General features: G+C 65.3%; 22 protein-coding genes (1 of these 22 cut by a window edge). 16 read left to right on the top strand and 6 right to left on the bottom strand.

Features of this window, described 5'->3' with window-relative positions; genetic code table 11:
• Window positions 1–241 precede the first annotated feature (241 nt).
• Together ACSKB9_RS19635 and ACSKB9_RS19640 are read left to right on the top strand one after the other, a co-directional pair.
• Complete coding sequence (locus ACSKB9_RS19635; protein ID WP_438075086.1) at window positions 242–1,675, top strand: coniferyl aldehyde dehydrogenase; 1,434 nt, start codon at window positions 242–244, stop codon at window positions 1,673–1,675.
• Window positions 1,676–1,798: 123 nt separating this feature from the next.
• Window positions 1,799–3,409 carry a GMC family oxidoreductase gene (locus ACSKB9_RS19640; protein WP_438075088.1) on the top strand — a complete coding sequence of 537 codons (1,611 nt, stop codon included), beginning with the start codon at window positions 1,799–1,801 and terminating at the stop codon, window positions 3,407–3,409.
• 364 nt (window positions 3,410–3,773) lie between these two features.
• Here ACSKB9_RS19640 and ACSKB9_RS19645 read toward each other — a convergent pair whose 3' ends face one another.
• A complete protein-coding gene (locus ACSKB9_RS19645) occupies window positions 3,774–4,535 on the bottom strand; it encodes an SDR family NAD(P)-dependent oxidoreductase (protein WP_438075090.1) in 762 nt (253 codons plus the stop codon).
• Window positions 4,536–4,645: 110 nt separating this feature from the next.
• On the opposite strand from ACSKB9_RS19645, the gene ACSKB9_RS19650 reads away from it, so the two are divergent.
• The 3 genes from ACSKB9_RS19650 to ACSKB9_RS19660 all read left to right on the top strand — a co-directional run bounded on the left by ACSKB9_RS19650 (window position 4,646) and on the right by ACSKB9_RS19660 (window position 7,064).
• Entirely contained in the window at window positions 4,646–5,161 is a 516-nt protein-coding gene (locus tag ACSKB9_RS19650; RefSeq protein WP_438075092.1) for a CvpA family protein, read from the top strand.
• A 134-nt stretch (window positions 5,162–5,295) separates the two neighbouring features.
• Window positions 5,296–6,078 (top strand): SDR family oxidoreductase, encoded by a 783-nt coding sequence (locus tag ACSKB9_RS19655; RefSeq protein ID WP_057017840.1) that lies wholly within the window; start codon window positions 5,296–5,298, stop codon window positions 6,076–6,078.
• The gene (locus tag ACSKB9_RS19660) at window positions 6,075–7,064 is read left to right on the top strand and encodes an NADPH:quinone reductase (RefSeq protein WP_438075094.1); all 990 of its coding nucleotides are present in this window, start codon (window positions 6,075–6,077) and stop codon (window positions 7,062–7,064) included. The genes ACSKB9_RS19655 and ACSKB9_RS19660 overlap by 4 nt, the downstream gene beginning before the upstream one ends.
• Window positions 7,065–7,301: 237 nt before the next feature.
• Here ACSKB9_RS19660 and ACSKB9_RS19665 read toward each other — a convergent pair whose 3' ends face one another.
• Entirely contained in the window at window positions 7,302–7,715 is a 414-nt protein-coding gene (locus ACSKB9_RS19665; protein WP_438075096.1) for a DUF3775 domain-containing protein, read from the bottom strand.
• Between the two features lie 118 nt (window positions 7,716–7,833).
• Here ACSKB9_RS19665 and ACSKB9_RS19670 point away from each other — a divergent pair, with 118 nt between their 5' ends.
• From ACSKB9_RS19670 to ACSKB9_RS19680, 3 genes are all read left to right on the top strand, one after another.
• Window positions 7,834–8,682: an MBL fold metallo-hydrolase gene (locus tag ACSKB9_RS19670; RefSeq protein WP_438075098.1), complete on the top strand. Its 849-nt coding sequence runs from the start codon at window positions 7,834–7,836 to the stop codon at window positions 8,680–8,682.
• A gap of 140 nt (window positions 8,683–8,822) precedes the next feature.
• Complete coding sequence (locus tag ACSKB9_RS19675; RefSeq protein WP_438075100.1) at window positions 8,823–9,665, top strand: fumarylacetoacetate hydrolase family protein; 843 nt, start codon at window positions 8,823–8,825, stop codon at window positions 9,663–9,665.
• A gap of 178 nt (window positions 9,666–9,843) precedes the next feature.
• Complete coding sequence (locus ACSKB9_RS19680; protein ID WP_438075102.1) at window positions 9,844–10,458, top strand: glutathione S-transferase family protein; 615 nt, start codon at window positions 9,844–9,846, stop codon at window positions 10,456–10,458.
• Between the two features lie 87 nt (window positions 10,459–10,545).
• On the opposite strand, the gene ACSKB9_RS19685 is transcribed toward ACSKB9_RS19680, so the two are convergent.
• Window positions 10,546–10,770 carry a hypothetical protein gene (locus ACSKB9_RS19685; protein WP_438075104.1) on the bottom strand — a complete coding sequence of 75 codons (225 nt, stop codon included), beginning with the start codon at window positions 10,768–10,770 and terminating at the stop codon, window positions 10,546–10,548.
• On the opposite strand from ACSKB9_RS19685, the gene ACSKB9_RS19690 reads away from it, so the two are divergent.
• Window positions 10,769–11,638 carry an MBL fold metallo-hydrolase gene (locus ACSKB9_RS19690; protein WP_438075106.1) on the top strand — a complete coding sequence of 290 codons (870 nt, stop codon included), beginning with the start codon at window positions 10,769–10,771 and terminating at the stop codon, window positions 11,636–11,638. The two genes, ACSKB9_RS19685 and ACSKB9_RS19690, sit on opposite strands and share 2 nt — an antisense overlap.
• Window positions 11,639–11,707: 69 nt before the next feature.
• Here the strand turns inward: ACSKB9_RS19690 and ACSKB9_RS19695 are convergent, their stop codons facing one another.
• Complete coding sequence (locus tag ACSKB9_RS19695) at window positions 11,708–12,250, bottom strand: methylated-DNA--[protein]-cysteine S-methyltransferase (RefSeq protein WP_438075108.1); 543 nt, start codon at window positions 12,248–12,250, stop codon at window positions 11,708–11,710.
• A 144-nt stretch (window positions 12,251–12,394) separates the two neighbouring features.
• Between ACSKB9_RS19695 and ACSKB9_RS19700 the strand changes: the two genes are divergently transcribed.
• Entirely contained in the window at window positions 12,395–13,204 is an 810-nt protein-coding gene (locus ACSKB9_RS19700) for an alpha/beta fold hydrolase (protein WP_438075110.1), read from the top strand.
• 169 nt (window positions 13,205–13,373) lie between these two features.
• Here the strand turns inward: ACSKB9_RS19700 and ACSKB9_RS19705 are convergent, their stop codons facing one another.
• Entirely contained in the window at window positions 13,374–13,829 is a 456-nt protein-coding gene (locus ACSKB9_RS19705) for a carboxymuconolactone decarboxylase family protein (RefSeq protein WP_225645392.1), read from the bottom strand.
• A 110-nt stretch (window positions 13,830–13,939) separates the two neighbouring features.
• On the opposite strand from ACSKB9_RS19705, the gene ACSKB9_RS19710 reads away from it, so the two are divergent.
• The 5 genes from ACSKB9_RS19710 to ACSKB9_RS19730 all read left to right on the top strand — a co-directional run bounded on the left by ACSKB9_RS19710 (window position 13,940) and on the right by ACSKB9_RS19730 (window position 19,480).
• A complete protein-coding gene (locus tag ACSKB9_RS19710; protein WP_438075112.1) occupies window positions 13,940–14,806 on the top strand; it encodes a sigma-70 family RNA polymerase sigma factor in 867 nt (288 codons plus the stop codon).
• A gap of 58 nt (window positions 14,807–14,864) precedes the next feature.
• On the top strand, window positions 14,865–16,115 hold the full coding sequence (locus ACSKB9_RS19715) for a M20/M25/M40 family metallo-hydrolase (protein WP_438075114.1): 1,251 nt from the start codon (window positions 14,865–14,867) through the stop codon (window positions 16,113–16,115).
• A 316-nt stretch (window positions 16,116–16,431) separates the two neighbouring features.
• The gene (locus tag ACSKB9_RS19720; RefSeq protein ID WP_438075116.1) at window positions 16,432–17,106 is read left to right on the top strand and encodes a GntR family transcriptional regulator; all 675 of its coding nucleotides are present in this window, start codon (window positions 16,432–16,434) and stop codon (window positions 17,104–17,106) included.
• 136 nt (window positions 17,107–17,242) lie between these two features.
• On the top strand, window positions 17,243–18,043 hold the full coding sequence (locus tag ACSKB9_RS19725; RefSeq protein WP_092080650.1) for a phytanoyl-CoA dioxygenase family protein: 801 nt from the start codon (window positions 17,243–17,245) through the stop codon (window positions 18,041–18,043).
• A 129-nt stretch (window positions 18,044–18,172) separates the two neighbouring features.
• Window positions 18,173–19,480 (top strand): NAD(P)H-dependent oxidoreductase, encoded by a 1,308-nt coding sequence (locus tag ACSKB9_RS19730; protein ID WP_438075118.1) that lies wholly within the window; start codon window positions 18,173–18,175, stop codon window positions 19,478–19,480.
• A 214-nt stretch (window positions 19,481–19,694) separates the two neighbouring features.
• On the opposite strand, the gene ACSKB9_RS19735 is transcribed toward ACSKB9_RS19730, so the two are convergent.
• Window positions 19,695–20,780 (bottom strand): NAD-dependent epimerase/dehydratase family protein, encoded by a 1,086-nt coding sequence (locus tag ACSKB9_RS19735; RefSeq protein WP_438075120.1) that lies wholly within the window; start codon window positions 20,778–20,780, stop codon window positions 19,695–19,697.
• Window positions 20,781–21,088: 308 nt separating this feature from the next.
• On the opposite strand from ACSKB9_RS19735, the gene ACSKB9_RS19740 reads away from it, so the two are divergent.
• Window positions 21,089–21,185, top strand: the 5' end (the start) of a protein-coding gene (locus ACSKB9_RS19740; RefSeq protein ID WP_438075122.1) for a TRAP transporter substrate-binding protein. It continues 992 nt past the right edge of the window; the window shows 97 of its 1,089 coding nt (coding positions 1–97); it begins with the start codon at window positions 21,089–21,091; the stop codon falls past the right edge of the window.

Here is a 21,185-nt window from a genome sequence, read left to right on the forward strand (position 1 = left end):
TCCGGGGGCTTCCTGAGAAGGCGACCCGGGCCGAGGCCATCGGGTGCGGGGCGTATGTATCAACGTGAGCCCGGTTTGGAAAGCCCCGGATGCGGGTTTTTGAGGATTTTGTGACGTCGAAATCGCCGGCTGTCCCGGCAGGATTTACCGCCGGGAACCGGGCCTTGCCAGACCGCGCGCAAAAGCGGAGCTTGGCGCGCAACAAATCAGTCAAGAAAACGTCATCCGAGGGGGAAATGCCATGGACCGGCCATTGAAGAGCCCGGGGCTGCATGCGCTTGAGGAGGCCTTTCATCGCCAGTTCGAGCTGTCGCGCAGCGAGCCGGCGCCGACATTGCAGGCACGGCTCGATCGGCTGCACCGCCTGCGCGCCGCGCTGACCGAGAATGAGGCGCGATTCGAGGCGGCGATCTCGGCCGATTTCGGCCACCGCTCCACCGTCGAGACCGCGATCGCCGAGACCATGCTGGTGCTCGGGGAGATCAGGCACGCGGCCAAGCACCTCAAGGGCTGGATGGCGCCGCGGAAGGTCCCGACCACGGTCCAGTTCGCGCCGGCCAAGAACCGGCTGATGCCGCACCCGCTCGGCGTGGTCGGCATCATCGCGCCGTGGAATTATCCGCTGCAGCTGACCCTGGCGCCCGCGGTCGCCGCGATCGCGGCCGGCAACCGCGCCATCATCAAGCCGAGCGAGCTGGTGCCGCGCTTCGCCGAGCTGCTGGTGGAGACGATCGCCAAGAAATTCGACGTCACCGAGCTCGCGGTCACCGACATCGACGACGAAATCGCAAGGGCGTTTGCCGCACTGCCGTTCGATCATCTGATCTTCACCGGCTCGACCCGGGTCGGCCGGCTGGTGGCCGAAGCCTGTGGCCGCAATTTGACGCCGGTGACGCTCGAGCTCGGCGGCAAGTCGCCCGTGATCGTCGACGGCTCCGCCGACATCGACGAAGCCGCGCAGCGCATCGCCTATGGCAAGCTGCTCAATGCCGGCCAGACCTGCATCGCGCCCGATTACGTGCTGGTGCCGCAGGCCGCGGTGCAGCCCTTCGCGATGCGGCTGCAGGGCCACATGCAGCACATGTTCGGTACCGATCCCGATAACGCCGATTACACGTCGATCGTCTCGGATCGGCACTATGCACGGCTCGAGGGGCTGGTCGCCGACGCCGCTGCGAAGGGCGCGACCATCATGCAGCCGGCAACGCCGAACGACCGCGAGTGGAAGGCGGGGCGCAAATTTCCTCCGACCGTGATCGTCGGCGCGACGCCGGACATGATGGTGATGCAGGAGGAGATCTTCGGGCCGCTGTTGCCGGTCATCGGCGTGCGCGATGCGGCGGAGGCGATCGCCTTCGTCAACAGCCGCGAACGCCCGCTGGCGCTATACTGGTTCGGCACCGACAGCGCCGCCCGCGATGCGGTGCTGGCGCGCACGGTGTCCGGCGGCGTCACCGTCAATGACTGCCTGTTCCACTTCGCGCAGACCTATCAACCGATGGGCGGCGTTGGCGCCTCCGGCACCGGCGCCTATCACGGCGAGTGGGGATTCAAGACGCTGACCAAGTTCAAGCCGGTGTTCTACCGCTCGCGCTTCAACCGGCTTGCCGATCTCTATCCGCCCTATGGCGCGAAGGTCGCGCGGCTGGAGAAGCTGATGCGGATGTTGTCGTAGAAGTGCTGTCGTTCCGGGGCGCGAAGCGAACCACAGATGCGCAATTGCGCATCGGGAAGCTCGAGATTCCGGGTTCGATGCTGACGCATCGCCCCGGAATGACAAATAGGAAATGGGGGAAACGTGACTGACACATTCGATTTCGTCGTGATAGGCGCAGGCTCCGGCGGCTGCGCGGTGGCTGGGCGGCTGTCGGAGGATCCGGCGACGTCGGTGGCGCTGCTCGATGCCGGCGGCACCAATGACAATTGGGTCGTCACCACGCCCGGCGCGCTGGTGCTGATGGTCGCGGGCACCGTCAACAACTGGGCCTTCAACACGGTGCCGCAGAAAGGCCTCAACGGCCGTATCGGCTACCAGCCGCGCGGCAAGGGGCTCGGCGGCTCCTCGGCGATCAACGCGATGGTCTACATTCGCGGCCATCGCGCCGACTACGACCACTGGGCCGCGCTCGGCAATGCTGGCTGGGCGTTCGCCGACGTGCTGCCCTATTTCAAGCGCTCGGAAGACAATTCCGATTTCGACGGCGAGTATCACGGCAAGGGCGGCCCGCTTGCCGTCAACAAGCTGCGCTCCGGCAATCCGATCCAGCAGACCTTCCTGCAGGCGGCGCAGGAGGCGCAATTCCGCATCCGCGAGGATTTCAATGCCGAGGACCATGAGGGCCTCGGCATCTACCAGGTGACGCAACGCAACGGCGAGCGCTGGAGCGCGGCACGCGCCTATGTACATCCGCATATCGGCAGGCGTCCCAACCTTCGCGTCGAGACCAATGCGCACGCGACGCGCATCCTGTTCGAGGGCAAGCGCGCGGTCGGCGTCGAATACCGGCAGGGCAAGGAGCTGAAGCAAATCCGCGCGCGGCGCGAAGTCCTGCTTGCCGCCGGCGCGTTCCAGTCGCCGCAGCTGTTGATGCTGTCGGGCGTCGGCGATGCCGCAGCGCTCGGCAAGCACGGCCTCGCCAGCGTGCATCATCTGCCCGGCGTCGGCCAAAACCTGCAGGACCATCCCGATTTCATCTTCGGCTACATGTCCGACAATCCGAACTTCGCCGGCATCTCGCTGAAGGGCATGCCGCGGCTCGTCCGCGCCATCATGCAATATCGGCGCGAGCGCCGCGGCCCCCTCACCTCGAACTTCGCCGAATGCGGCGGCTTCCTGAAGACGCGGCCCGATCTCGACATCCCCGACATCCAGCTGCATTTCGGCATGGCGATGGTCGACGACCACGGCCGCAAGCGCCACGGCGGCACCGGCTTCTCCTGCCATGTCTGCCTGCTCCGGCCGAAGAGCCGCGGCAGCGTCGCGCTGGCCGGCAGCGACCCGATGCAGGCGCCGCTGATCGACCCCAACTTCCTCGGCGAGGGGGCCGATCTCGAATCGATGGTCGCGGGCTACAAGACCACACGGCGGCTGATGGAGGCGCCGGCGCTGCGCGCCCTGCAGCAGAAGGACGTATTCACATCCAACGTCCGCACCGACGACGACATCCGCAACATCCTGCGCGAGCGCGTCGACACCGTCTATCACCCGGTCGGCACCTGCAAGATGGGTAGTACCACCGATCCGCTTGCGGTGGTCGACCCAAAGCTGCGCGTGCACGGGCTCGAAGGCCTGCGCGTAGTCGACGCCTCGATCATGCCGACCCTGATCGGCGGCAACACCAATGCACCGACCATCATGATCGGCGAGAAGGCCGCCGACATGATCAGGGCGGAGATGCGGGCGGGGTAACCAAATGCGTAGGGGTGGCCACGGCGCAAGAGCGCCTTTGCCCCCCCTATGAGGCTGCCGTCGCGCAGGGCCGCACTGCCAAAATATCGAAAACAACCCCATGCAAAGGAGCCGGGGGCTGCCGGCTTCGACACGGCGACTTGACTCGTCGGGCAAATCAGCGGCATTCTTCTATTATCCAGAAACCGCGCCGACTGCCTCGGGCCGTGCTCGTGACCTGATGCGTTGGAATCGTAGCCCGGATGAAGCGAAGCGCAATCCGGGACCTTCACGCATACTCCCGGATTTCGCTGCGCTTCATCCGGGCTACGCACTGATGTGAAGCGAGATGGATTGCCGGGTCAAGCCCGGCAATGATGGTCCCTCAATTCAACAGGAACCCGCCATCCACCGTCACCACCGTCCCGGTCATGTAGCGTGAGGCGTTGGAGGCGAGCAGCATGATCGCGCCGTCGAGATCGGATTCCGCACCGACCCGGCGCTGTGGAATCCGTTTTGCGAGCCGCTCGCCTGCCGGCGTCGACCAGAAATCATGGTTCATCTCGGTATCGATATAGCCCGGCGCCAGCGCGTTGACGCGGATGTTGTTGCCGGCAAGCTCCAGCGCCATTGCCTTGGTGCCCTGGATCATGCCCGCCTTGGAGATCGCATAGGGCGACACCGCCTTGAGCACGCCTTGTCCGAGCACGGACGCGACGTTGATGATATTGCCCGGCCGCTTGCGCGCCATCATGCGCCGTGCAAGTTCGGTGGCGAGGAAGTAGGCGCCCTTCAGATTAGCGCCAATCACGGCGTCCCAATCCGCCTCGGTTTGCTCGGTCGACAGTTTCTCGATCGCAATGCCGGCATTGTTGATCAGGACCGTGACCGGACCGAGCGCGGCTTCGGCGACGTCGAGTGCTTTCGCGATGCCGGAAATATCCGCGACGTCCATCTGCACCGCGGCAGCGCGGCCGCCCTTGGCCTTGATCTCCTCCTCGAGGCTTTTCAGCTTCGCGGTCTGGCGCGCGGCCAGCACCACCGCGGCGCCATGTGCCGCCAGCACGCGGGCGAATTGCCGCCCGAGCCCCTGCGAGGCGCCGGTGATGAGGATGATTTCTTTACTGACATCGAATAGGTCGGACATCGACAGGTTCCCGGATTGAAGCGGACGAGTGATAACGACAATTGTCCCTGATGTAGGCAGGTTTGATCAACCAGGGGACAGTAGGAGATTGGGGCAGGAATTCCTCATCCATGAATCTCTTCGACCTTGCCGTCATCCTCGGATTGATGTTCGCAGTGGTGACCGGCTTCACGACCGGCCTGCTGCGCAGCGCGGTCACCATCCTGGCCTATCTCGTCGCCATGCCGCTTGCAGTCGCCGCGCTGGCGATGATCGGGCCCCACATCGCGACGCTGCCGTCGTCGCCGTTTCCGCCCAATGGCGTGCTGCTGTTCGGCCTCTTCCTCCTGATTGGCGTCATCCTCGGAAAGATGGCGCGGACAATGCTCGACGACACCATCGGCGCGGAGATCGGGATCGGCGACCGCCTTGGCGGCGCGCTGCTCGGCGCCATCAGGGTCGGTCTCGTCGTGACCACGCTGGTGCTGGTGTTCGATCAGCTGGTGCCGCTCGCCAGACAGCCGCAATTCCTCAACGGATCGCAATTGCGGCCGTTGTTCTCCGCGGCCGGACAGGCCGGATTCCGGTCGCTGCCGCCCGAAGCCACCATGGCGATCGAGCGGCTGCGGCGCGAGCAACGCATCTAGCCCGCCGGCCCACCGCACTGTTCCTGTCCGGCATGCACTTATGCATTGCACGTCCCTTATCGGCGCCGCCGAGCTTGGCTGAGACTGGTGCCATCAAACCTTTACAAACCGACCGATATCACAGGGAGTGAACCGTGGATCTTGGAATCAAAGGCCGCCGCGCCATCGTATGCGCATCGAGCAAGGGACTGGGCCGCGCCTGCGCGATCGCGCTCGCCAATGAGGGGGTGCACGTTACCCTGACGGCGCGCGGCGCCGAGGCGCTGAAGCAGACCGCCGACGAAATCCGCAAGGCGCACCCCGGCGTCACCGTCACCGAGATCGTCGGCGACATCACGACGGCGGCGGGACGCGAAGCCGTGCTCAAGGCCTGCCCCGAGCCCGACATCCTGATCAACAATGCCGGCGGCCCGCCGCCGGGCGATTTCCGCAACTGGACCCGCGACGACTGGATCAAGGCGATCGACGCCAACATGCTGACGCCGATCGAGCTGATCAAGGCGACCGTCGACGGCATGATGGCGCGCAAGTTCGGCCGCATCGTCAACATCACCTCGGCCGCGGTGAAGGCGCCGATCGAGATCCTCGGCCTGTCCAACGGCGCCCGCGCCGGCCTCACCGGCTTCGTCGCCGGCCTGTCGCGCAAGACCGTGATCAACAACGTCACCATCAACGGCCTGCTGCCGGGCCCGTTCGAGACCGACCGCCTGCGCGGCACCGCGAAGCCCGAGGCCGAGAAGCGCGGCATTTCGGCCGAGCAGGTGCTGGCCGAGCGTGCCAAGCTGAACCCTGCCGGCCGCTTCGGCGATCCCGACGAATTCGGCTATGCCTGCGCATTCCTGTGCGGGGCCAAGGCCGGCTTCATCACCGGGCAGAACCTGCTGCTCGATGGCGGCGCTTTCCCAGGTACGTTGTGAGAGCTGTCTGGTACGAACGGACCGGCGCGGCGCCGACGGTGCTTACCGTCGGCGAGATGCCGACGCTCGAGGCTGGTCCCGGTGAAGTCCGGGTTCGCCTCGAGGCGTCCGGCGTCAACCCGGCTGATGTCGGCCGCCGCAGCGGCAACTATCGCGCGATGGAATTCCCGCGCGTGATCCCGAACAGCGACGGTGCCGGGGTCATCGACCAGGTCGGTGAAGGCGTCACGCGCTTTGCCGTCGGCGACCGCGTCTGGCTGTTCAACGGCCAGCGCAACGGCCGCGCCTTCGGCACCGCGGCCGAATACATCACGCTCGCCGATTACCTGGTGACGCCGCTGCCGCAGCACGTGTCGTTCGCGGCAGGTGCTACGCTCGGCATCCCCTGCATGACGGCGTGGTGCGCGCTGTTTGCGGACGGCCCGATCTCGGGGCAGACGGTGCTGGTTACCGGCGGCGCCGGCGCGGTCGGTCACTACGCCGTGCAATTGGCAAAATGGGGCGGCGCGCGCGTGATTGCGACCGTCAGTTCGCAGGTCAAGGACGTCGAGGCACGGCTCGCCGGCGCGGACACCGTCGTCAACTACCGGACCGAGGATGTCGTCTCGAAGGTGATGGCTTTCACCGAGAACCGCGGTGTCGACCGCGTGATCGACGTCGATTTCGGCGGCAATCTCGCGACCACGCTGAAGATCATGGCGATGAACTCAACGATCACGGTGTACGCCACCAATGGCAACCGCACCCCGACGCTGCCGGTGCGCGAATTGATGGAGAAATGCATCACCGTGCGCTCGCTGGTGCTGTTCGCGCTGCCGCCGCCGCTGCTCGCGGCCGCGCAGGCCGACATCACCAAATGGCTGACGTCGGGTACCCGCGTGCACAATATCGCCGGGCAATTCGCGCTGGCGGAGACCGCCGACGCCCATCTCGCCGTCGAGAAGGGCGACAAGATCGGCACCGTGATCGTCGACTGCGCGCGTTAATCTTCCCCCTCTCCCCGCACGCGGTAGGGCAATCGAATATGGCCGTTTGAGGCGATCGGAGTTCCCACAAACTCGTCATACCCGGGCTTGTCCCGGGCATCCACATCTTCGTTTCCACGCGAAGAAAGGACGTGGATGGCCGGGACAAGCCGACCATGACGGCGCGGAAGAATCGGTTCATTCCATATGCGATTGCCCTGCGCTTGCGGGGAGAGGTCAGGTGAACAATGCGGCTGCTTAGTGGATCGGCGTGATGCGTTCGTCGCTCGGCCCCAGGCCAAACTCGTCCAGTCCTTCGGCCAGGAGATCGCCGAGCATCGGCTCGCCCAACAGATAGTTGGCGACATGGCCGGTGCGTCCGCGCGCGGCCTCGCGGCGGAGATCGGCCCATTCCTCGATGGTGCCGTCGCCGCGGCCGAGCCGCATCAGGGCGATGAGGTCGACCTGCTCGTCCTCGCTGAGCGCGTCGATGAAGCCGGTGATCTCGCGCGCCACCGGGTCCCTGCCGTTATCCTCCAGCACATCGATCATGTCGTCGTCGACGCCGTTCGAGCCGGAATCGGGATCGACGAGCCCCTCCTTGACGTCGAATTCGCGCGCCTTCTCGATCAAGAAGCCGACCTTTTCAGGGGAGATTGCGAGTTCCGGCATTGCACACTCCTTCGTCCAACGAGGCGGTAACGCGGGAGGCGCCGACTTGATCCATTGCGCCGGCGTGCGGAAACCCGCATGGTCCGGCAAGAGCAACAAGAAACAGAGGGCACGCCGCATGCACTGGACCGTTGGCAAGGTCAGGATCACCAAAGTCGTCGAGCTCGAGACGGTCGGTAGCACCCGCTTCATCCTGCCGCTGGCCGGCCGGGAGGAGATCCAGAGCCTGCCCTGGCTGATCCCGCATTTCGCCAATGAGGAGGGCCGGCTGAAAATGTCGATCCATTCGCTGCTGGTGGAGACGCCGGAGCACCGCATCATCGTCGACACCGGGCTCGGCAACGACAAGCAGGGCCGCAACGTGCCGACCTGGAACAACCGCAGCGATCCGTTCCTGGAGAAGCTGACCGCAGCCGGATTTGCGCCTGATAGCATCGACACCGTGCTGTGCACGCATCTGCATGTCGACCATGTCGGCTGGAACACCAAACTCGTCGGCGGCAAATGGGTGCCGACCTTCGCCGATGCGCGCTACGTGTTCGGCAGGACCGAGTACGAGCACTGGCGCGACCACAGCGACGATCCCGCGCATGCCGCCGTGTTCGCCGATTCCGTGAAGCCGATCGCGGATGCCGGCAAGGCCGAACTGGTGCCGAGCGACCACCGGCTGACCGAGGAGATCACGCTGATCCCGACGCCGGGACACAGCCCCGGCCATATGAGCATCCACATCAGGTCCGGCGGCGAGGAAGGCCTCTTGACCGGCGACGTCGCGCATCATCCCTGCCAGATGTACCACCTCGACTGGTCGTCGACCGCGGACTCCGATCAGAAGCAATCGGCCGCCACGCGGCACGAATTGTTCTCGCGCTTTGCCGATACGCCCACGCTGGTGATCGGCGGGCATTTCAATGCCGGCCACATCAGGCGCGACGGCGACGCCTTCAGGTTTATCGCGCTGGGCTGATTGGACCGAAATGGCCTTGAAATAAGGCTTGGCAGCAATGCAGCGCGCTCAGGGCGGTTGAATTTCCCGGCGCGCTGTTCCATGAAGCGTTTCGAGGTATACCAGTAACAATCCTCAGGACATCGTAGGGAGTGATCAACATGAAGCTTGTTCGTTATGGCGAAAAGGGTGCGGAAAAGCCCGGTCTGATCGACAAATCCGGCCAGCTCCGCGACCTCTCGGCCCATCTGAAGGACCTGACCGGCGACGCCTACACGCCGGAATCGCTGAAGAAGCTTGCTGCCCTCGATCCCGCCTCCCTCCCTGCCGTCGCCGGCAAGCCGCGCTTCGGTGCACCCGTCACCGGCATCTCGAAATTCGTCGCGATCGGCCTGAACTATTCCGACCACGCCAAGGAAACCGGCAACCCGATCCCGTCCGAGCCGATCTTCTTCCTGAAGGCCAACACCGCGCTGTCGGGTCCCAACGATCCGGTCGAGAAGCCGCGCGGTTCGACCAAGCTCGACTGGGAAGTCGAAATCGCCGCCATCATCGGCACCCGCGCCAAATATGTCTCGGAGGCCGACGCGCTGGACCACGTCGCCGGCTACTGCATCTGCAACGACGTCTCCGAGCGCAACTTCCAGATCGAGCGCCTCGGTCAGTGGACCAAGGGCAAGTCGCACGACACGTTCGGCCCGGTCGGCCCGTGGCTCGCCACCAAGGATGAAATCGCCGACGTGCAGAAGCTGTCGATGTGGCTCGACGTCAACGGTCAGCGCCGCCAGACCGGCACGACCTCGACCATGATCTTCACGATGGCGAAGTGCATCTCCTACGTCTCGCAGTTCATGACGCTGCTGCCCGGCGACATCGTCACGACCGGCACCCCGCCCGGCGTCGGCACCGGCATGAAGCCGCCGCAATATCTCAATGTCGGCGACGTCGTGACGCTCGGCATCGAGGGCCTCGGCGAGCAGCGCCAGGAAATCGTTGGAGCGTAGTTTACGGGATCGTCATCCTGAGGAGCCGCGAAGCGGCGTCTCGAAGGATGAGCCCAGCACACCGTCATTCCGGCGGATGGGTGACGAGATAGTATTGATCGTTGCCCATCCTTCGAGACGCGCGCCGATGGCGCGCTCCTCAGGATGACGGTGGTGTACTCGGACAGAGGTCTTCTCGATGAAACTCACCTTCTCTCCCGCCTCCCCGTTCGCCCGCAAGGTGCGCATCGCGGCGATCGAGCTTGGCCTGATCGATAAGATCGAGCTGGTGCCGGTGACCGTCGCGCCCGGCACGGCCAACGACGAATATTCCAAGATCTCGCCGCTGAAGAAACTGCCGGTGCTGATCCTCGACCATGGCGACGTGATTCTGGATTCCTACGTCATCGTCGAATATCTCAACGAGCTCGGCGGCGGCCGGCTGATCCCGGGCTACGGCCCACGACGCTGGAAGCTGAAGACCGATCACTCCCTGCTCAACGGCATGCTCGATTCCATGCTGCTGTGCCGCTACGAGAAAATGGTGCGGCCGCAGGGCTCGCTGTGGCAGGCCTGGCATGACGATCACTGGAACAGGGCCTGGGCCGGCATGGCGCGGTTCGAGAACCGGCCGGATGTTCTCGATGGCTCGTCGTTCGACATCGCGCAGATCGGCCTCGTCTGCGTGCTCGGCTATGCCGATTTCCGCTTCGCCGATTGCGGCTGGCGCAAGGCCTATCCCAAGCTCGATGCCTTCTACCAGAAAATGCTGGAGCGGCCGTCGGTGAAGATCTCGGCGCCGCCGGCGGCGTAACCACGGCAACAGCGGGGAGCATGTGACGCGCGAATGCCTCCCCGCCTCTCACCTCCCGGCGCAGGTCTTGTGCATCGCCGGCCGGGCTCAACCACGACCGGACAATATCTCGCCGTCATTGTCGCGATCTCGACCTTGTGATGATGGCGGCGGCAGCCCGGCGAACCCAAGGAAGGCCTTGCGGCGATGGATATCCTTGCCAACATCATCATTCCCGCCGTGCGCGACGCGCACCAGAAACTTTTTTCGCGTTTTCTTCGCGCGAACCGGACTCCACTTCGCTCGAAAACGCCAACGCCAAGGAATCACCATGAGCCTGAAGTTTGCCGCTGGCGATCTCACCATTCATCGCATCGTCGAGCAGGAGACGACATTCCTGCCCGCGCACGACATGCTGCCCGGACTGACGCCGGACGTGCTCGCCGAGAACCGCGGCTGGATGAAAACCGCGGGTGCGCTCGACGACAGCGACACCTTGATCCTGGCGTTCCAGTCCTATGTCGTGAAGACGCCGCACCATACCATCCTGATCGACAGCTGCATCGGCAACGACAAGCCGCGGCCGGCGCGGCCGAAATGGAACATGAAGACCGACGAGACCTATCTGCGCGGCCTCGCATCGGCAGGCTTCTCCGTCGGTGACATCGATTATGTGATGTGCACGCACCTGCATGTCGATCACGTCGGCTGGAACACGCGGCTGGAGAACGGCCGCTGGGTTCCGACCTTTCCAAATGCGCGCTACGTGTTCGACAAGGCCGAGTTCGACTACTGGACCGAGAGCAACGCGAAGGCGGAGGTCCCGCCTTTCGTGGACAGCGTGCTGCCGGTGGTCGAGGCTAAGCGGGCCGAGATCGTCGGCCATGACTTTGCGATCGGCGACCACGCCCGCATCCTGCCGACGCCCGGACACACGCCGGGCCACGTCGCCTTCGCCTTCGGCCGCGGCAAGGACGCTGCGGTCTTTTCGGGCGATCTGATGCACTCGCCGATCCAGACGCATTATCCGGAGCTGTCGGCGAAGTTCGATGTCGACCAGGCGCAAGCCGCGAAGACGCGGCGCGATTTCCTGGAGCGTTATTGCGACACCGACACGCTGTGCTGCCCCGCGCATTTCCCCTCGCCGTCGATTGGCAAGATCAGGCGGAAGGGCAGCGGGTTTGTGTGCGAAACGGTGTGACGTGAGCCAAACTCGCGATAGTCGCACTCTGCCATCCTCCCTGGAGGGGAGGATAAGAGCGCGCGCACCTCAATCAAACAAGCTCGGCGTGTGGTTCACGATCGCGCCTTCGATCTGCAGCATCTTCAGCTTGGTGACGACGCCGCCATTGGCCGAGAAGCCGCCCGGCTTGTTGCCCGCCGCAAGCACGCGGTGGCAAGGCACCACGATCGGGCACGGGTTGCGGCCGAGCGCCTGGCCGACATCGCGGGACAGTTCGACCCCGCCGAGCTGCTTGGCGATGTCGCCATAGGTTACGGTCTTGCCCGGCGGGATCTTCCGCGCGATGTCGTAGACGCCGCGGTTGAATTCCGGCACGCCGTCGAGATCGAGCACAATGTCGGCAAGGTCGTTCGGCTTGCCGGCGAGCAGCTCGATCATGCCGTCGATCGCGTGCTGCACCTCGGCCGGCGGCGCCGCCTCGGTGACCTCGCCGTTGCGCTGGAAGATCCGCTTACGGGTCTTCTCCTCGGTGCCCATCGGCAGCTGCACCCCGGTAACGCCGTGCTCGCCCCAGACGACGCCGCAGGCGCCGATCATGGTCTCGAAGATTGCAAAATGCTGGCCGATCATGGCTCGCTCCAGATGTTCCCTTCAGCTCTCGCGTGAGTCTGCTGTTGATCCGGAATCTAGGCTTGGAGAATGTTGCTATCCACCCGAATTCCGTGGGAACTTCGGCCAAATCAACAACATCTCCTGCCTCTCCGCGAGCCCAAAATGCACAGCCTCCACGTCAACGGTTTCGACATGCCCTATCTCGATGTCGGAGAGGGCCCGCCGCTGATCTGCGTGCACGGCTCGCTGTGCGACTTCCGGATCTGGTCGGCGGTGCTCGGCCCGCTGACGCGGGCGCATCGCGTGATCGCGGTCAGCCTGCGGCATTTCTTCCCGGCGCATTGGGACGGTATCGGCGACACCTACTCGATCGCGCAGCACGTCGACGATATGATCGGTTTCATCGAGGCCTTCGACACCGGACCGGTCGACCTGATGGGGCATTCCCGCGGCGGCCGTATCTGCTTCCGTGCCGCGCAGCGCCGGCCCGACCTGTTGCGCAAGCTGATCCTCGCCGAGCCGGGCGGCGAGCTCGACGAGACCCTCGATCCCGATTTCAAGCCGGGCCCCTCGCCGCTGGCAGCACGCTTCGCGGCATGTGCGGCGGAAATCGCCAAGGGCGATATCGACGGCGGCTTGCAGATCTTCATGGACGCGCTCGAAGGCCCCGGCGCGTGGAAACGGATTCCGGCAACCTCCAAGCAGCTGCTGCGCGACAATGCGACCACGCTGATCGGCCAGACCCGCGACCAGCGCCCGCCGTTCTCGAAGGCGGACGCGGAGGCGATCAAGACGCCGACGCTGTTCATCGGCGGCGCCAACACCAAGGGCGTGCTGCCGAAGGTGCTGCACGCCCTCGCCGCCAATGTGAAGGGTTCGCGCACCGAGATGATCCCGGGCACCACCCATCCGATGTTCGAGCAGGCCCCGCAGCGCTACTGCGAGATCGTGCTGGAGTTTCTCTCCGCGTAAGCGATGCACCCTCTCCCCTTGTGGGAGAGGGTGGCGCGATGGCGCGCAGCGGCATCGTGCCGGGTGAGGGGTTCTCTCCGCGGAGGCAGACCCCTCACCCGCCACCGATGCGACGCATCGGTGGCGGCCTCTCCCACAAGGGGAGAGGCGAAGTAAGAAAGCTACTCTCTCACACCTTCCAGGCGCCGACCGGCTGGCGCACCGCGACGTTGAGCCGGTTCCAGACGTTGATCGCCGCGATACCCAGCACCAGCGACGCAAGCTGCTGCTCGTCAAAATGCTTCGCGGCCTCGTCCCACACCGCGTCCGTCACCGGATCCTCGCGGTCGCTGAGCCGGGTCACCGCTTCGGTCAGCGCCAGCGCGGCGCGCTCGGCCTCGGTGAAATACGGCGCGTCGCGCCAGGCGCCGACCGCGAACAGCCGCTCGTCGGTCTCGCCGGCACGCCGGGCGAGCTTTGGGTGCATATCGACGCAGACGCTGCAGCCATTGATCTGGCTGGCGCGCAGATGCACCAGTTCCAGCAGCTTTTCCGGCAATGCCTGTTTGGTGCTCTCGCTCAGCGCCTGCAACGCCTTCATGGCCTCGGGAACAACCATCACCGGGTGGTTCATGCGGGCTTTCATCATGTCATTCTCCTGATTTGCCTTTTGACGGCGCCGTGCCGATCTGTTGTCACATCGGCGCAGTTTCGTTCGTCATGGCCATGACGGAGCGGACAAAGGAAATGTGACCGATGGACGAGAAAAATTCTCTCACCGAACAGTTCGAGGCCAACCGGCCGCGCCTGCGGGCAGTGGCCTACCGCATGCTGGGGTCGACGGCGGAGGTCGACGACGCCGTGCAGGAAACCTGGCTGCGGCTCGGCCGCACCGACCCTGCTGCGGTCGACAATCTCGGGGGCTGGCTGACCACGGTGATCGCGCGCATCTGCCTCGACATGCTGCGCTCGCGCAAATCGCGCCGCGAGGAGCCGATCGGCCCACATGTGCCGGAGCCGATCGCGGACAATCCGTCCGAGCGCGAGACCGAGATGGCCGATTCCGTCGGCGCGGCGCTGCTCGTGGTGCTGGAAACGCTGGCGCCGGCCGAGCGGCTGGCTTTCGTGCTGCACGACATGTTCGCGGTGCCGTTCGAGGAGATCGGGCCGATCGTCGGGCGCACGCCGGCCGCCGCGCGGCAGCTCGCCAGCCGTGCCAGGCGTCGCGTGCAAGGTACGCCACCCGCACCGGATGCCGATCTCAGCCGGCAGCGCGGCATCGTCGAGGCCTTCCTCGCCGCCTCCCGCAACGGCGACTTCGAAGGGCTGCTGGCCGTGCTGGCGCCCGACGTCGTGGTGCGCGCCGATCAGGCCGCGCAGCGGCTCGGCTCGCTGCCGGTCATCCGCGGCGCCGCAGCGGTGGCCGAAAGCTTCAAGGGACGCGCGCAGGCGGCGAAACCCGCGCTGGTCGACGGCGCGATCGGCGTTGCCGTCATCTTCGGCGGCGCGCTGCGCGTCGTGCTGCGGGTCACGATCTCCGGCGACCGGATCGCGGCGATCGATGCGACCGCCGACGCCTCGGAGATCGAGACCTTCGATGTCGAGGTACTTGAGCGCAGCTGACACAGCTGGAGGCAGCAAAGTCGCAATGCTAGCGTCTTCCTGCACAGGGAGGACAATCATGAAACTATCCATCAAATTGCTCGCGTCGGCCGGCCTGCTCGCCCTTGCCTCCTCCTCCGCCTTAGCCGCCGCAGACGAGAAACTGCGTGCGGCCGCCGAGCAGGCCCAGCCGGCGGTGATCGAGAGCCTGCACGACATGGTGCTGATCGAGTCGGGCTCCGGCGATGTCGAAGGCCTGAAGAAGATGGCCGACTACACCGAGGCACGGCTGAAGGCGCTCGGCGCCAAGACCGAGCGGCGCAAGACCACGAAGGGCGCCGGCGCCGACATGGTGATCGGCAGCTTTGAGGGCACCGGCACGAAGAAGCTGATGCTGATCGCGCATATGGACACGGTGTACGAGCACGGCATCCTCGACACCCAGCCTTACAAGATCGACGGCACCAGGATCTATGGACCCGGCATTGCCGACGACAAGGGCGGCATCGCCGTCATCCTGCATGCGCTCAAGATCCTGAACGATGCGGGCTGGCGCGATTACGCCAAGCTCACGGTGTCGTTCAATCCGGATGAGGAGGTCGGCTCGATCGGCTCCGGCGAGATCATCGCAGAGCTCGCCGACCAGCACGACGTGGTGCTGTCCTGCGAGCCGACGGTGGCGCCGCCGGTCGCGAAAAATGAAAGCCTGCTGCTCGGCGCCAGCGGCACCGCCACCGGCACGATCGATGTGAAAGGCAAGGCCTCGCATGCCGGCGCGGCGCCGCAGCTCGGCCGCAACGCGCTGATCGAGCTCGCGCATCAATTGCTGCAGACCCAGGACGTCGCGAAATCGATTCCGGGCACGCAGCTGAACTGGACCACCGCGAAGGCCGGCACCGTGCGCAACCAGATCCCCGATCATGCCACCGCCGGCGCCGACATCCGCCTCACCATTCCGGACGGCGTGCAAAAGCTGCGGGCCGCGCTCGACGAGAAGGTGAAGAACAGACTGATCGCGGACACCGAGGTGACCGTGAAGGTCGTCGCGGGCCGTCCGCCGTTCGTCGCCGATGATCGCGGCCGCGCTCTCGCCAGGCAGGGACAGGCGATCTACATCGAGCTCGGGCGCACGCTCGACATCGCGGAAATGACCGGCGGCGCGACCGACGCCGGCTACGCCGCGCGCAGCGGCAAGGCGGTCGTGGTCGAAAGCTTCGGCCTCGCCGGCTGGGGCTATCACGCCCGCGACGAATACATCGACACCAACTCGATCGTGCCGCGACTTTATCTGATGACGCGGACGCTGATGGAGCTCGGCAAGGCGAAGTAGCATTTCCGCAAACTCGTCATGGCCCGGGCTTGTCCAGGGCATCCTCGTCTCTGGTCCCACATCAAGAAAAACGCGGACGGCCGGCCCGGCCATCACGACGCTGGACGGCGGCCGCAGCGCGACAAGGTAAAAATGGCTGCATCATCAATCGTTTAGCTTGGCGCGCATCGAGCCTTATCGATGCGCGCCTATGGCCGGGGGGCCGCGCGACGCAGGACATGCGCCTCGTCGGAAACCGGAGCCTTGACCGCTCCTCCAACCCGCAGTACCCTCATCTCCGAACACGGAATTCCGTATTCCAAGCTGGACGGTCGGTATGATCCCGTTGGACCCGCTTCCAAATCTCATCGACCAGGTTTACGGGCGACTGCTCGAAGCGATCATCGACCGCACGCTGCTGCCTGGCCAGCGCATCACCCAGAACGAACTTGCCGATCGGCTTGGCGTCTCGCGCCAGCCGATTTCGCACGCGCTGCATCTGTTGCACCGCCAGGGGCTTGTCGCGGAGAGCGGCAGACGCGGCTTCGAGGTGACGCAGCTCGATCCGCAGCGCATCCGCGAACTCTATGAAGTCCGCGGCGCCATCGATGCGCTGGCGGCACGGCTTGCCGCTACGCGTGTAAAGGAAGATGCCGCGGCACGCGCGCAATTCGAAGCCGCGCTCGAAGCCGGACGCGCGATCGACGACGGCACGCCGCTGGCGCGCCTGATCGCACTCGACGTCGATTTCCACAGCGCGATCTATCGCCTCGCCGGCAATTCCGCGATCGAGGAGATGATCGCGCCGCAATGGCCGCATATGCGCCGCTCGATGGCGACCGTGCTCGCCGAGCTCGATTACCGCGGCAGCGCCTGGACTGAGCACGAGACCATCGCCGCGCATGTTTTTTCCGGCAATGCCGCAGCGGCAGAAGCCGCGGCGCTGGCGCATGCGCAGACGGCAGGACGGATGACCGAGGAGAAGCTGAGGGCAATCGACGTGGCGGCGTGACGTTCACGCCGTCGTTCCGGGGCGGTGCGGAGCACCGAACCACAGATGCGCAATTGCGCATCGGGGAACCTCGAGATTCCGGGTTCGATGCTCACGCATCGCCCCGGAATGACAATAACAACAGGAGGAAAGCACCATGAAACTGACCCAAGAGCAGGTCGAATTTTTCCATCGCGAAGGCTGGCTGTTCCTGCCCGAGCTGTTCAGCCAGGAAGAGGTCGACTTCCTCGCGCGCGAAGCAGTCTCGATCTATGACGCCAACCGCCCCGAGGTGTGGCGCGAGAAGAGCGGCGCGCCGCGCACGGCCTTCGCCGCGCATCTCTACAATGAGGCGTTCGGCACCCTCGGCGCGCATCCGCGCATGATCGACCCGATCGAGCAGCTGTTCGGCGAGAAGGTCTACATGCATCAGTTCAAGATCAACGCGAAGGCGGCCTTCACCGGCGACGTCTGGCAGTGGCACCAGGACTACGGCACCTGGAAGCGCGATGACGGCATGCCGGAGCCGCGCGCGATGAACATCGCGATCTTCCTCGACGAGGTGATGCCGATCAACGGCCCCTTGATGCTGGTGCCGCAGAGTCAGACCGCGGGCGATCTGAAAGCCTCGCACGATCTCGAAACCACGTCCTACCCGCTGTGGACGCTGGACGAGGAGACGGTGACGCGCCTTGTGAAGCAGGGCGGCATCGTCGCGCCGACCGGCAAGCCCGGCGGCATGCTGATGTTCCACGGCAATCTGGTGCACGGATCGAGCGGCAACATCACGCCCTACCCGCGCAAGATCGTCTACCTGACGCTGAACGCGGTCTCGAACTACATCCGCACCCCGACGCGGCCCGACTACATCGCGCACCGCGACTTCAGGCCGATCCAGACGGTTGCCGACGACGCGCTGCTGCGGCTCGCCCGTGCACCGCGGCAGGCGGCGGAGTAAAGTCTTCGACCGTCATTCCGGGGCACGCGAAGCGTGAACCGCAGATGCGCAATTGCGCATCGGGGAATCTCGAGGTTCCGGGTTCGCGTTTCACGCGCCCCGGAACGACCCTTTTGTTTGGAAAGCATCATGAACCTGCATCACCTCCTCAAAACCCGCGCCGCCGCCGGCAAGCCGGTGCGCGTCGTCCTGATCGGCGCCGGAAAATTCGGCTCGATGTTCCTGTCGCAGGTGCCGCACACGCCGGGGCTTGAGGTGCCCGTGATCGTCGATCTCGACCGTGACCGGGCCCGCGAGGCGTGCCGCACGGTCGGCTGGGACGACGCGCGGATCAGCGCCACCACCTTCACCGACGACGGCGCGCGTGCGATCGCCGGCGGCGCATTCGATGTCGTGGTGGAAGCGACCGGCAATCCCGCCGTCGGCATCCGCCATGCCCGCGCGGCGATTGCCGCCGGCAAACATGTCGTGATGGTCAATGTCGAGGCCGATGTGCTGGCGGGGCCGCTGCTCGCCGAGGAGGCACGCAAGGCCGGCGTGGTCTATTCGCTGGCCTATGGCGACCAGCCGGCGCTGACGGCCGAGCTGGTCGACTGGGCCCGAGCGACAGGCTTCCGCGTCGTCGCCGCCGGCAAGGGCACGAAGTATCTGCCGGCCTATCACGACGTCACGCCGGACGGTGTGTGGCAGCATTACGGGCTCACCGCCGGCGAGGCGCAATCCGCCGGCATGAATCCGCAGATGTTCAACTCCTTCCTCGACGGCACCAAATCCGCGATCGAGATGGCGGCGATCGCCAACGCCTGCACCCTCGACGTGCCGTCGGAGGGATTGCTGTTTCCGCCCTGCGGCGTCGACGACCTGCCGCATGTGATGCGGCCGCGCGACAAGGGCGGCGTGCTGGAGAAATCCGGCATCGTCGAAGTGGTGTCGTCGCTGGAGCGCGATGGCCGTCCGGTGTTCCGCGATCTGCGCTGGGGCGTCTATGTGGTGCTGGAGGCGCCCAACGATTATGCCGCCGATTGCTTCAAGCAGTACGGCCTCAAGACCGACGCCTCCGGCCGCTATGCGGCGATGTACAAGCCGTATCATCTGATCGGACTCGAGCTGAACATCTCCGTGCTGTCGGCAGCGCTGCGCAACGAGCCGACCGGGCAACCGCGCGGCTTCCGCGGCGACGTCGCAGCGGTGGCCAAGCGCAATCTGCGCGCCGGCGAGATGCTCGACGGCGAAGGCGGCTACACCGTGTGGGGCAAGCTGATGCCGGCCGCCGCCAGCCTCGCCGCCGGCGCATTGCCGATCGGGCTTGCGCATCGGGTGAAGCTGAAGAACGACGTCGCCCATGGCGCTGTCGTGCGCTGGAGCGATGTCGAGGTCGACGAGAGCAACGATACGATCAAGACGCGCAAGGCGATGGAGCAGGCGTTTTCGCGCTGACGCTCGAACGACGGGACGTCCTTCACCTCTCCCCGCCCTTTGCGGGGAGAGGTCGGGTCGCCCCGGCGATGCGAAGCATCGTCCGGTGTGATCCGGGTGAGGGGCGAGGCACGATGCTCAACAAGCGGCGAAGTGCTCGCCGGATGGAGGCCCCTCACCCCAACCCTCTCCCCGTAAGAACGGGGAGAGGGAGAAGACAGAGCGGGGCTCAATACTACGGCAGCAGCCGGCTCGCCTTCGCCAGCCTGAACCACTTCCGGAACGTGGCTTCCGTATCCATCATCTCGGTGAAGCCGGCCTGGTTGATCTTCACCGTCGAGACGATCGACGGCGGACCAGCTTCAGTCTGTCCGTAGCGCATGCTGTAATCGGCATATTGGAAGGACAGGCCGACGAACTCCTCCAGCCCGGGCGCGATCAGATCGTGCGTCCTGCGCAATTCGTCCCACTGCGCGATCCATTTCGGATATTCCTGCGCCAGCGACAGCGGCACGTGCCGGCCCGGCGTCATCTCGAGCGCGTCCGAGACCGCCGGCCAGATATTTTGCCAGGTGAAGACGTCGCCATTGGTGACGTTGAACGCTTCATTGCGCGCAGCCTCGGCGTCACCCGACCAGGCGATCGCGCGTGCCAGCAGATCGACATCGACCGCTTGCGCGACGCGCGGCGCGCCGCCCGGATAATCCAGCGGCCTTCCCTGCGCGCGCAGCACCGCCGCATAGACGCCGAGCGGCGGGATCAGGTCCATCGCGCCGCCCATGGCTTCGCCGATGATCAAGACCGGGCGCAAGATGCTCCAGTGCCAGCTCTTGCCCCGCTGCAGCTCGCGCAAGAAATTCTCCTGCGCCCAATAGAAATTCGGCTGCTCGTACATTTCGGAACGGCCCTCGCGCGCCGGCACCGTGAGCGGCCGGACATGCACGCCATAGGCCTTGGTGCCCTGCAGCAGCGCGACATGCTTGAGATCGGGCGCGACGGGTTCGAGCACGCCCATCAAATTGCGCAGCATCCGGTCGTTGGTTTCGATCTGGCCGGCATCGCGCCAGCCATCAACCAGGCTGGGCGCCTCATAGAGCGCGGCGTAGATCAGGTGCGTTGCGCCGGCGAGCTCGGCCGCGGCGCGACAGCAATCCTCCGCGCTGGTGAGATCGATTCGCACATGCCGCGCGCCATAGAGATCGCGTGGCTTGCGGCGCGACAGCGCAATGCGCTCGCAATCGTCGGATGCGCCGAAGTGTCGCAAGGCGGCGTTGCCCACGAGGCCGGTTGCGCCGGCAACCACGATTTTCTTGTTGGCCATGTCCTTGAACTCCCATCAACCCACCCGCCCTGCGTAGCAGATCGCGGCAGGGCCGGCAGCCATCGCGGCGGGTATCGGATGAGACCGACAGCGCCGATTGTCCTTCGCACCTGCAACGAAGGCAGGCGCTTGATTTCCTCCGGCAAACGATCATCCTGACCGGCGGAACCGGAAACTCGGATTTCCACAACAAGAGCCCGTCGAGGGCCACCGGACACATTCATCACAGAACGTCGATCGATCGGCGAAGAAAGACGGCATCAAGATCGTTCCCCTTGTCGAGGTATCGGCACACAGGAGGGATACGCATGAAACGTCGTGAATTCTTGAAGGCAGGCGGCGTCGCGCTGGCTGCGACGGCGGTCGCCGCGCCCGCGGTCGCGCAATCGATGCCGGAGGTCAGGT

The sequence above is a fragment of the Bradyrhizobium sp. BR 1433 genome (assembly GCF_051547665.1).
In the GTDB taxonomy this organism is placed as follows: Bacteria; Pseudomonadota; Alphaproteobacteria; order Rhizobiales; family Xanthobacteraceae; genus Bradyrhizobium; species Bradyrhizobium australafricanum.

Coding starts and splice junctions, on each gene's coding strand:
- ACSKB9_RS19635 (WP_438075086.1), top strand. CDS start 242: ATGGACCGGCCATTGAAGAGCCCGGGGCTGCATGCGCTTGAGGAGGCC.
- ACSKB9_RS19645 (WP_438075090.1), bottom strand. CDS start 4,535: ATGTCCGACCTATTCGATGTCAGTAAAGAAATCATCCTCATCACCGGC.
- ACSKB9_RS19650 (WP_438075092.1), top strand. CDS start 4,646: ATGAATCTCTTCGACCTTGCCGTCATCCTCGGATTGATGTTCGCAGTG.
- ACSKB9_RS19665 (WP_438075096.1), bottom strand. CDS start 7,715: ATGCCGGAACTCGCAATCTCCCCTGAAAAGGTCGGCTTCTTGATCGAG.
- ACSKB9_RS19670 (WP_438075098.1), top strand. CDS start 7,834: ATGCACTGGACCGTTGGCAAGGTCAGGATCACCAAAGTCGTCGAGCTC.
- ACSKB9_RS19675 (WP_438075100.1), top strand. CDS start 8,823: ATGAAGCTTGTTCGTTATGGCGAAAAGGGTGCGGAAAAGCCCGGTCTG.
- ACSKB9_RS19680 (WP_438075102.1), top strand. CDS start 9,844: ATGAAACTCACCTTCTCTCCCGCCTCCCCGTTCGCCCGCAAGGTGCGC.
- ACSKB9_RS19690 (WP_438075106.1), top strand. CDS start 10,769: ATGAGCCTGAAGTTTGCCGCTGGCGATCTCACCATTCATCGCATCGTC.
- ACSKB9_RS19685 (WP_438075104.1), bottom strand. CDS start 10,770: ATGGTGATTCCTTGGCGTTGGCGTTTTCGAGCGAAGTGGAGTCCGGTT.
- ACSKB9_RS19695 (WP_438075108.1), bottom strand. CDS start 12,250: ATGATCGGCCAGCATTTTGCAATCTTCGAGACCATGATCGGCGCCTGC.
- ACSKB9_RS19700 (WP_438075110.1), top strand. CDS start 12,395: ATGCACAGCCTCCACGTCAACGGTTTCGACATGCCCTATCTCGATGTC.
- ACSKB9_RS19705 (WP_225645392.1), bottom strand. CDS start 13,829: ATGAAAGCCCGCATGAACCACCCGGTGATGGTTGTTCCCGAGGCCATG.
- ACSKB9_RS19710 (WP_438075112.1), top strand. CDS start 13,940: ATGGACGAGAAAAATTCTCTCACCGAACAGTTCGAGGCCAACCGGCCG.
- ACSKB9_RS19715 (WP_438075114.1), top strand. CDS start 14,865: ATGAAACTATCCATCAAATTGCTCGCGTCGGCCGGCCTGCTCGCCCTT.
- ACSKB9_RS19720 (WP_438075116.1), top strand. CDS start 16,432: ATGATCCCGTTGGACCCGCTTCCAAATCTCATCGACCAGGTTTACGGG.
- ACSKB9_RS19725 (WP_092080650.1), top strand. CDS start 17,243: ATGAAACTGACCCAAGAGCAGGTCGAATTTTTCCATCGCGAAGGCTGG.
- ACSKB9_RS19730 (WP_438075118.1), top strand. CDS start 18,173: ATGAACCTGCATCACCTCCTCAAAACCCGCGCCGCCGCCGGCAAGCCG.
- ACSKB9_RS19735 (WP_438075120.1), bottom strand. CDS start 20,780: ATGGCCAACAAGAAAATCGTGGTTGCCGGCGCAACCGGCCTCGTGGGC.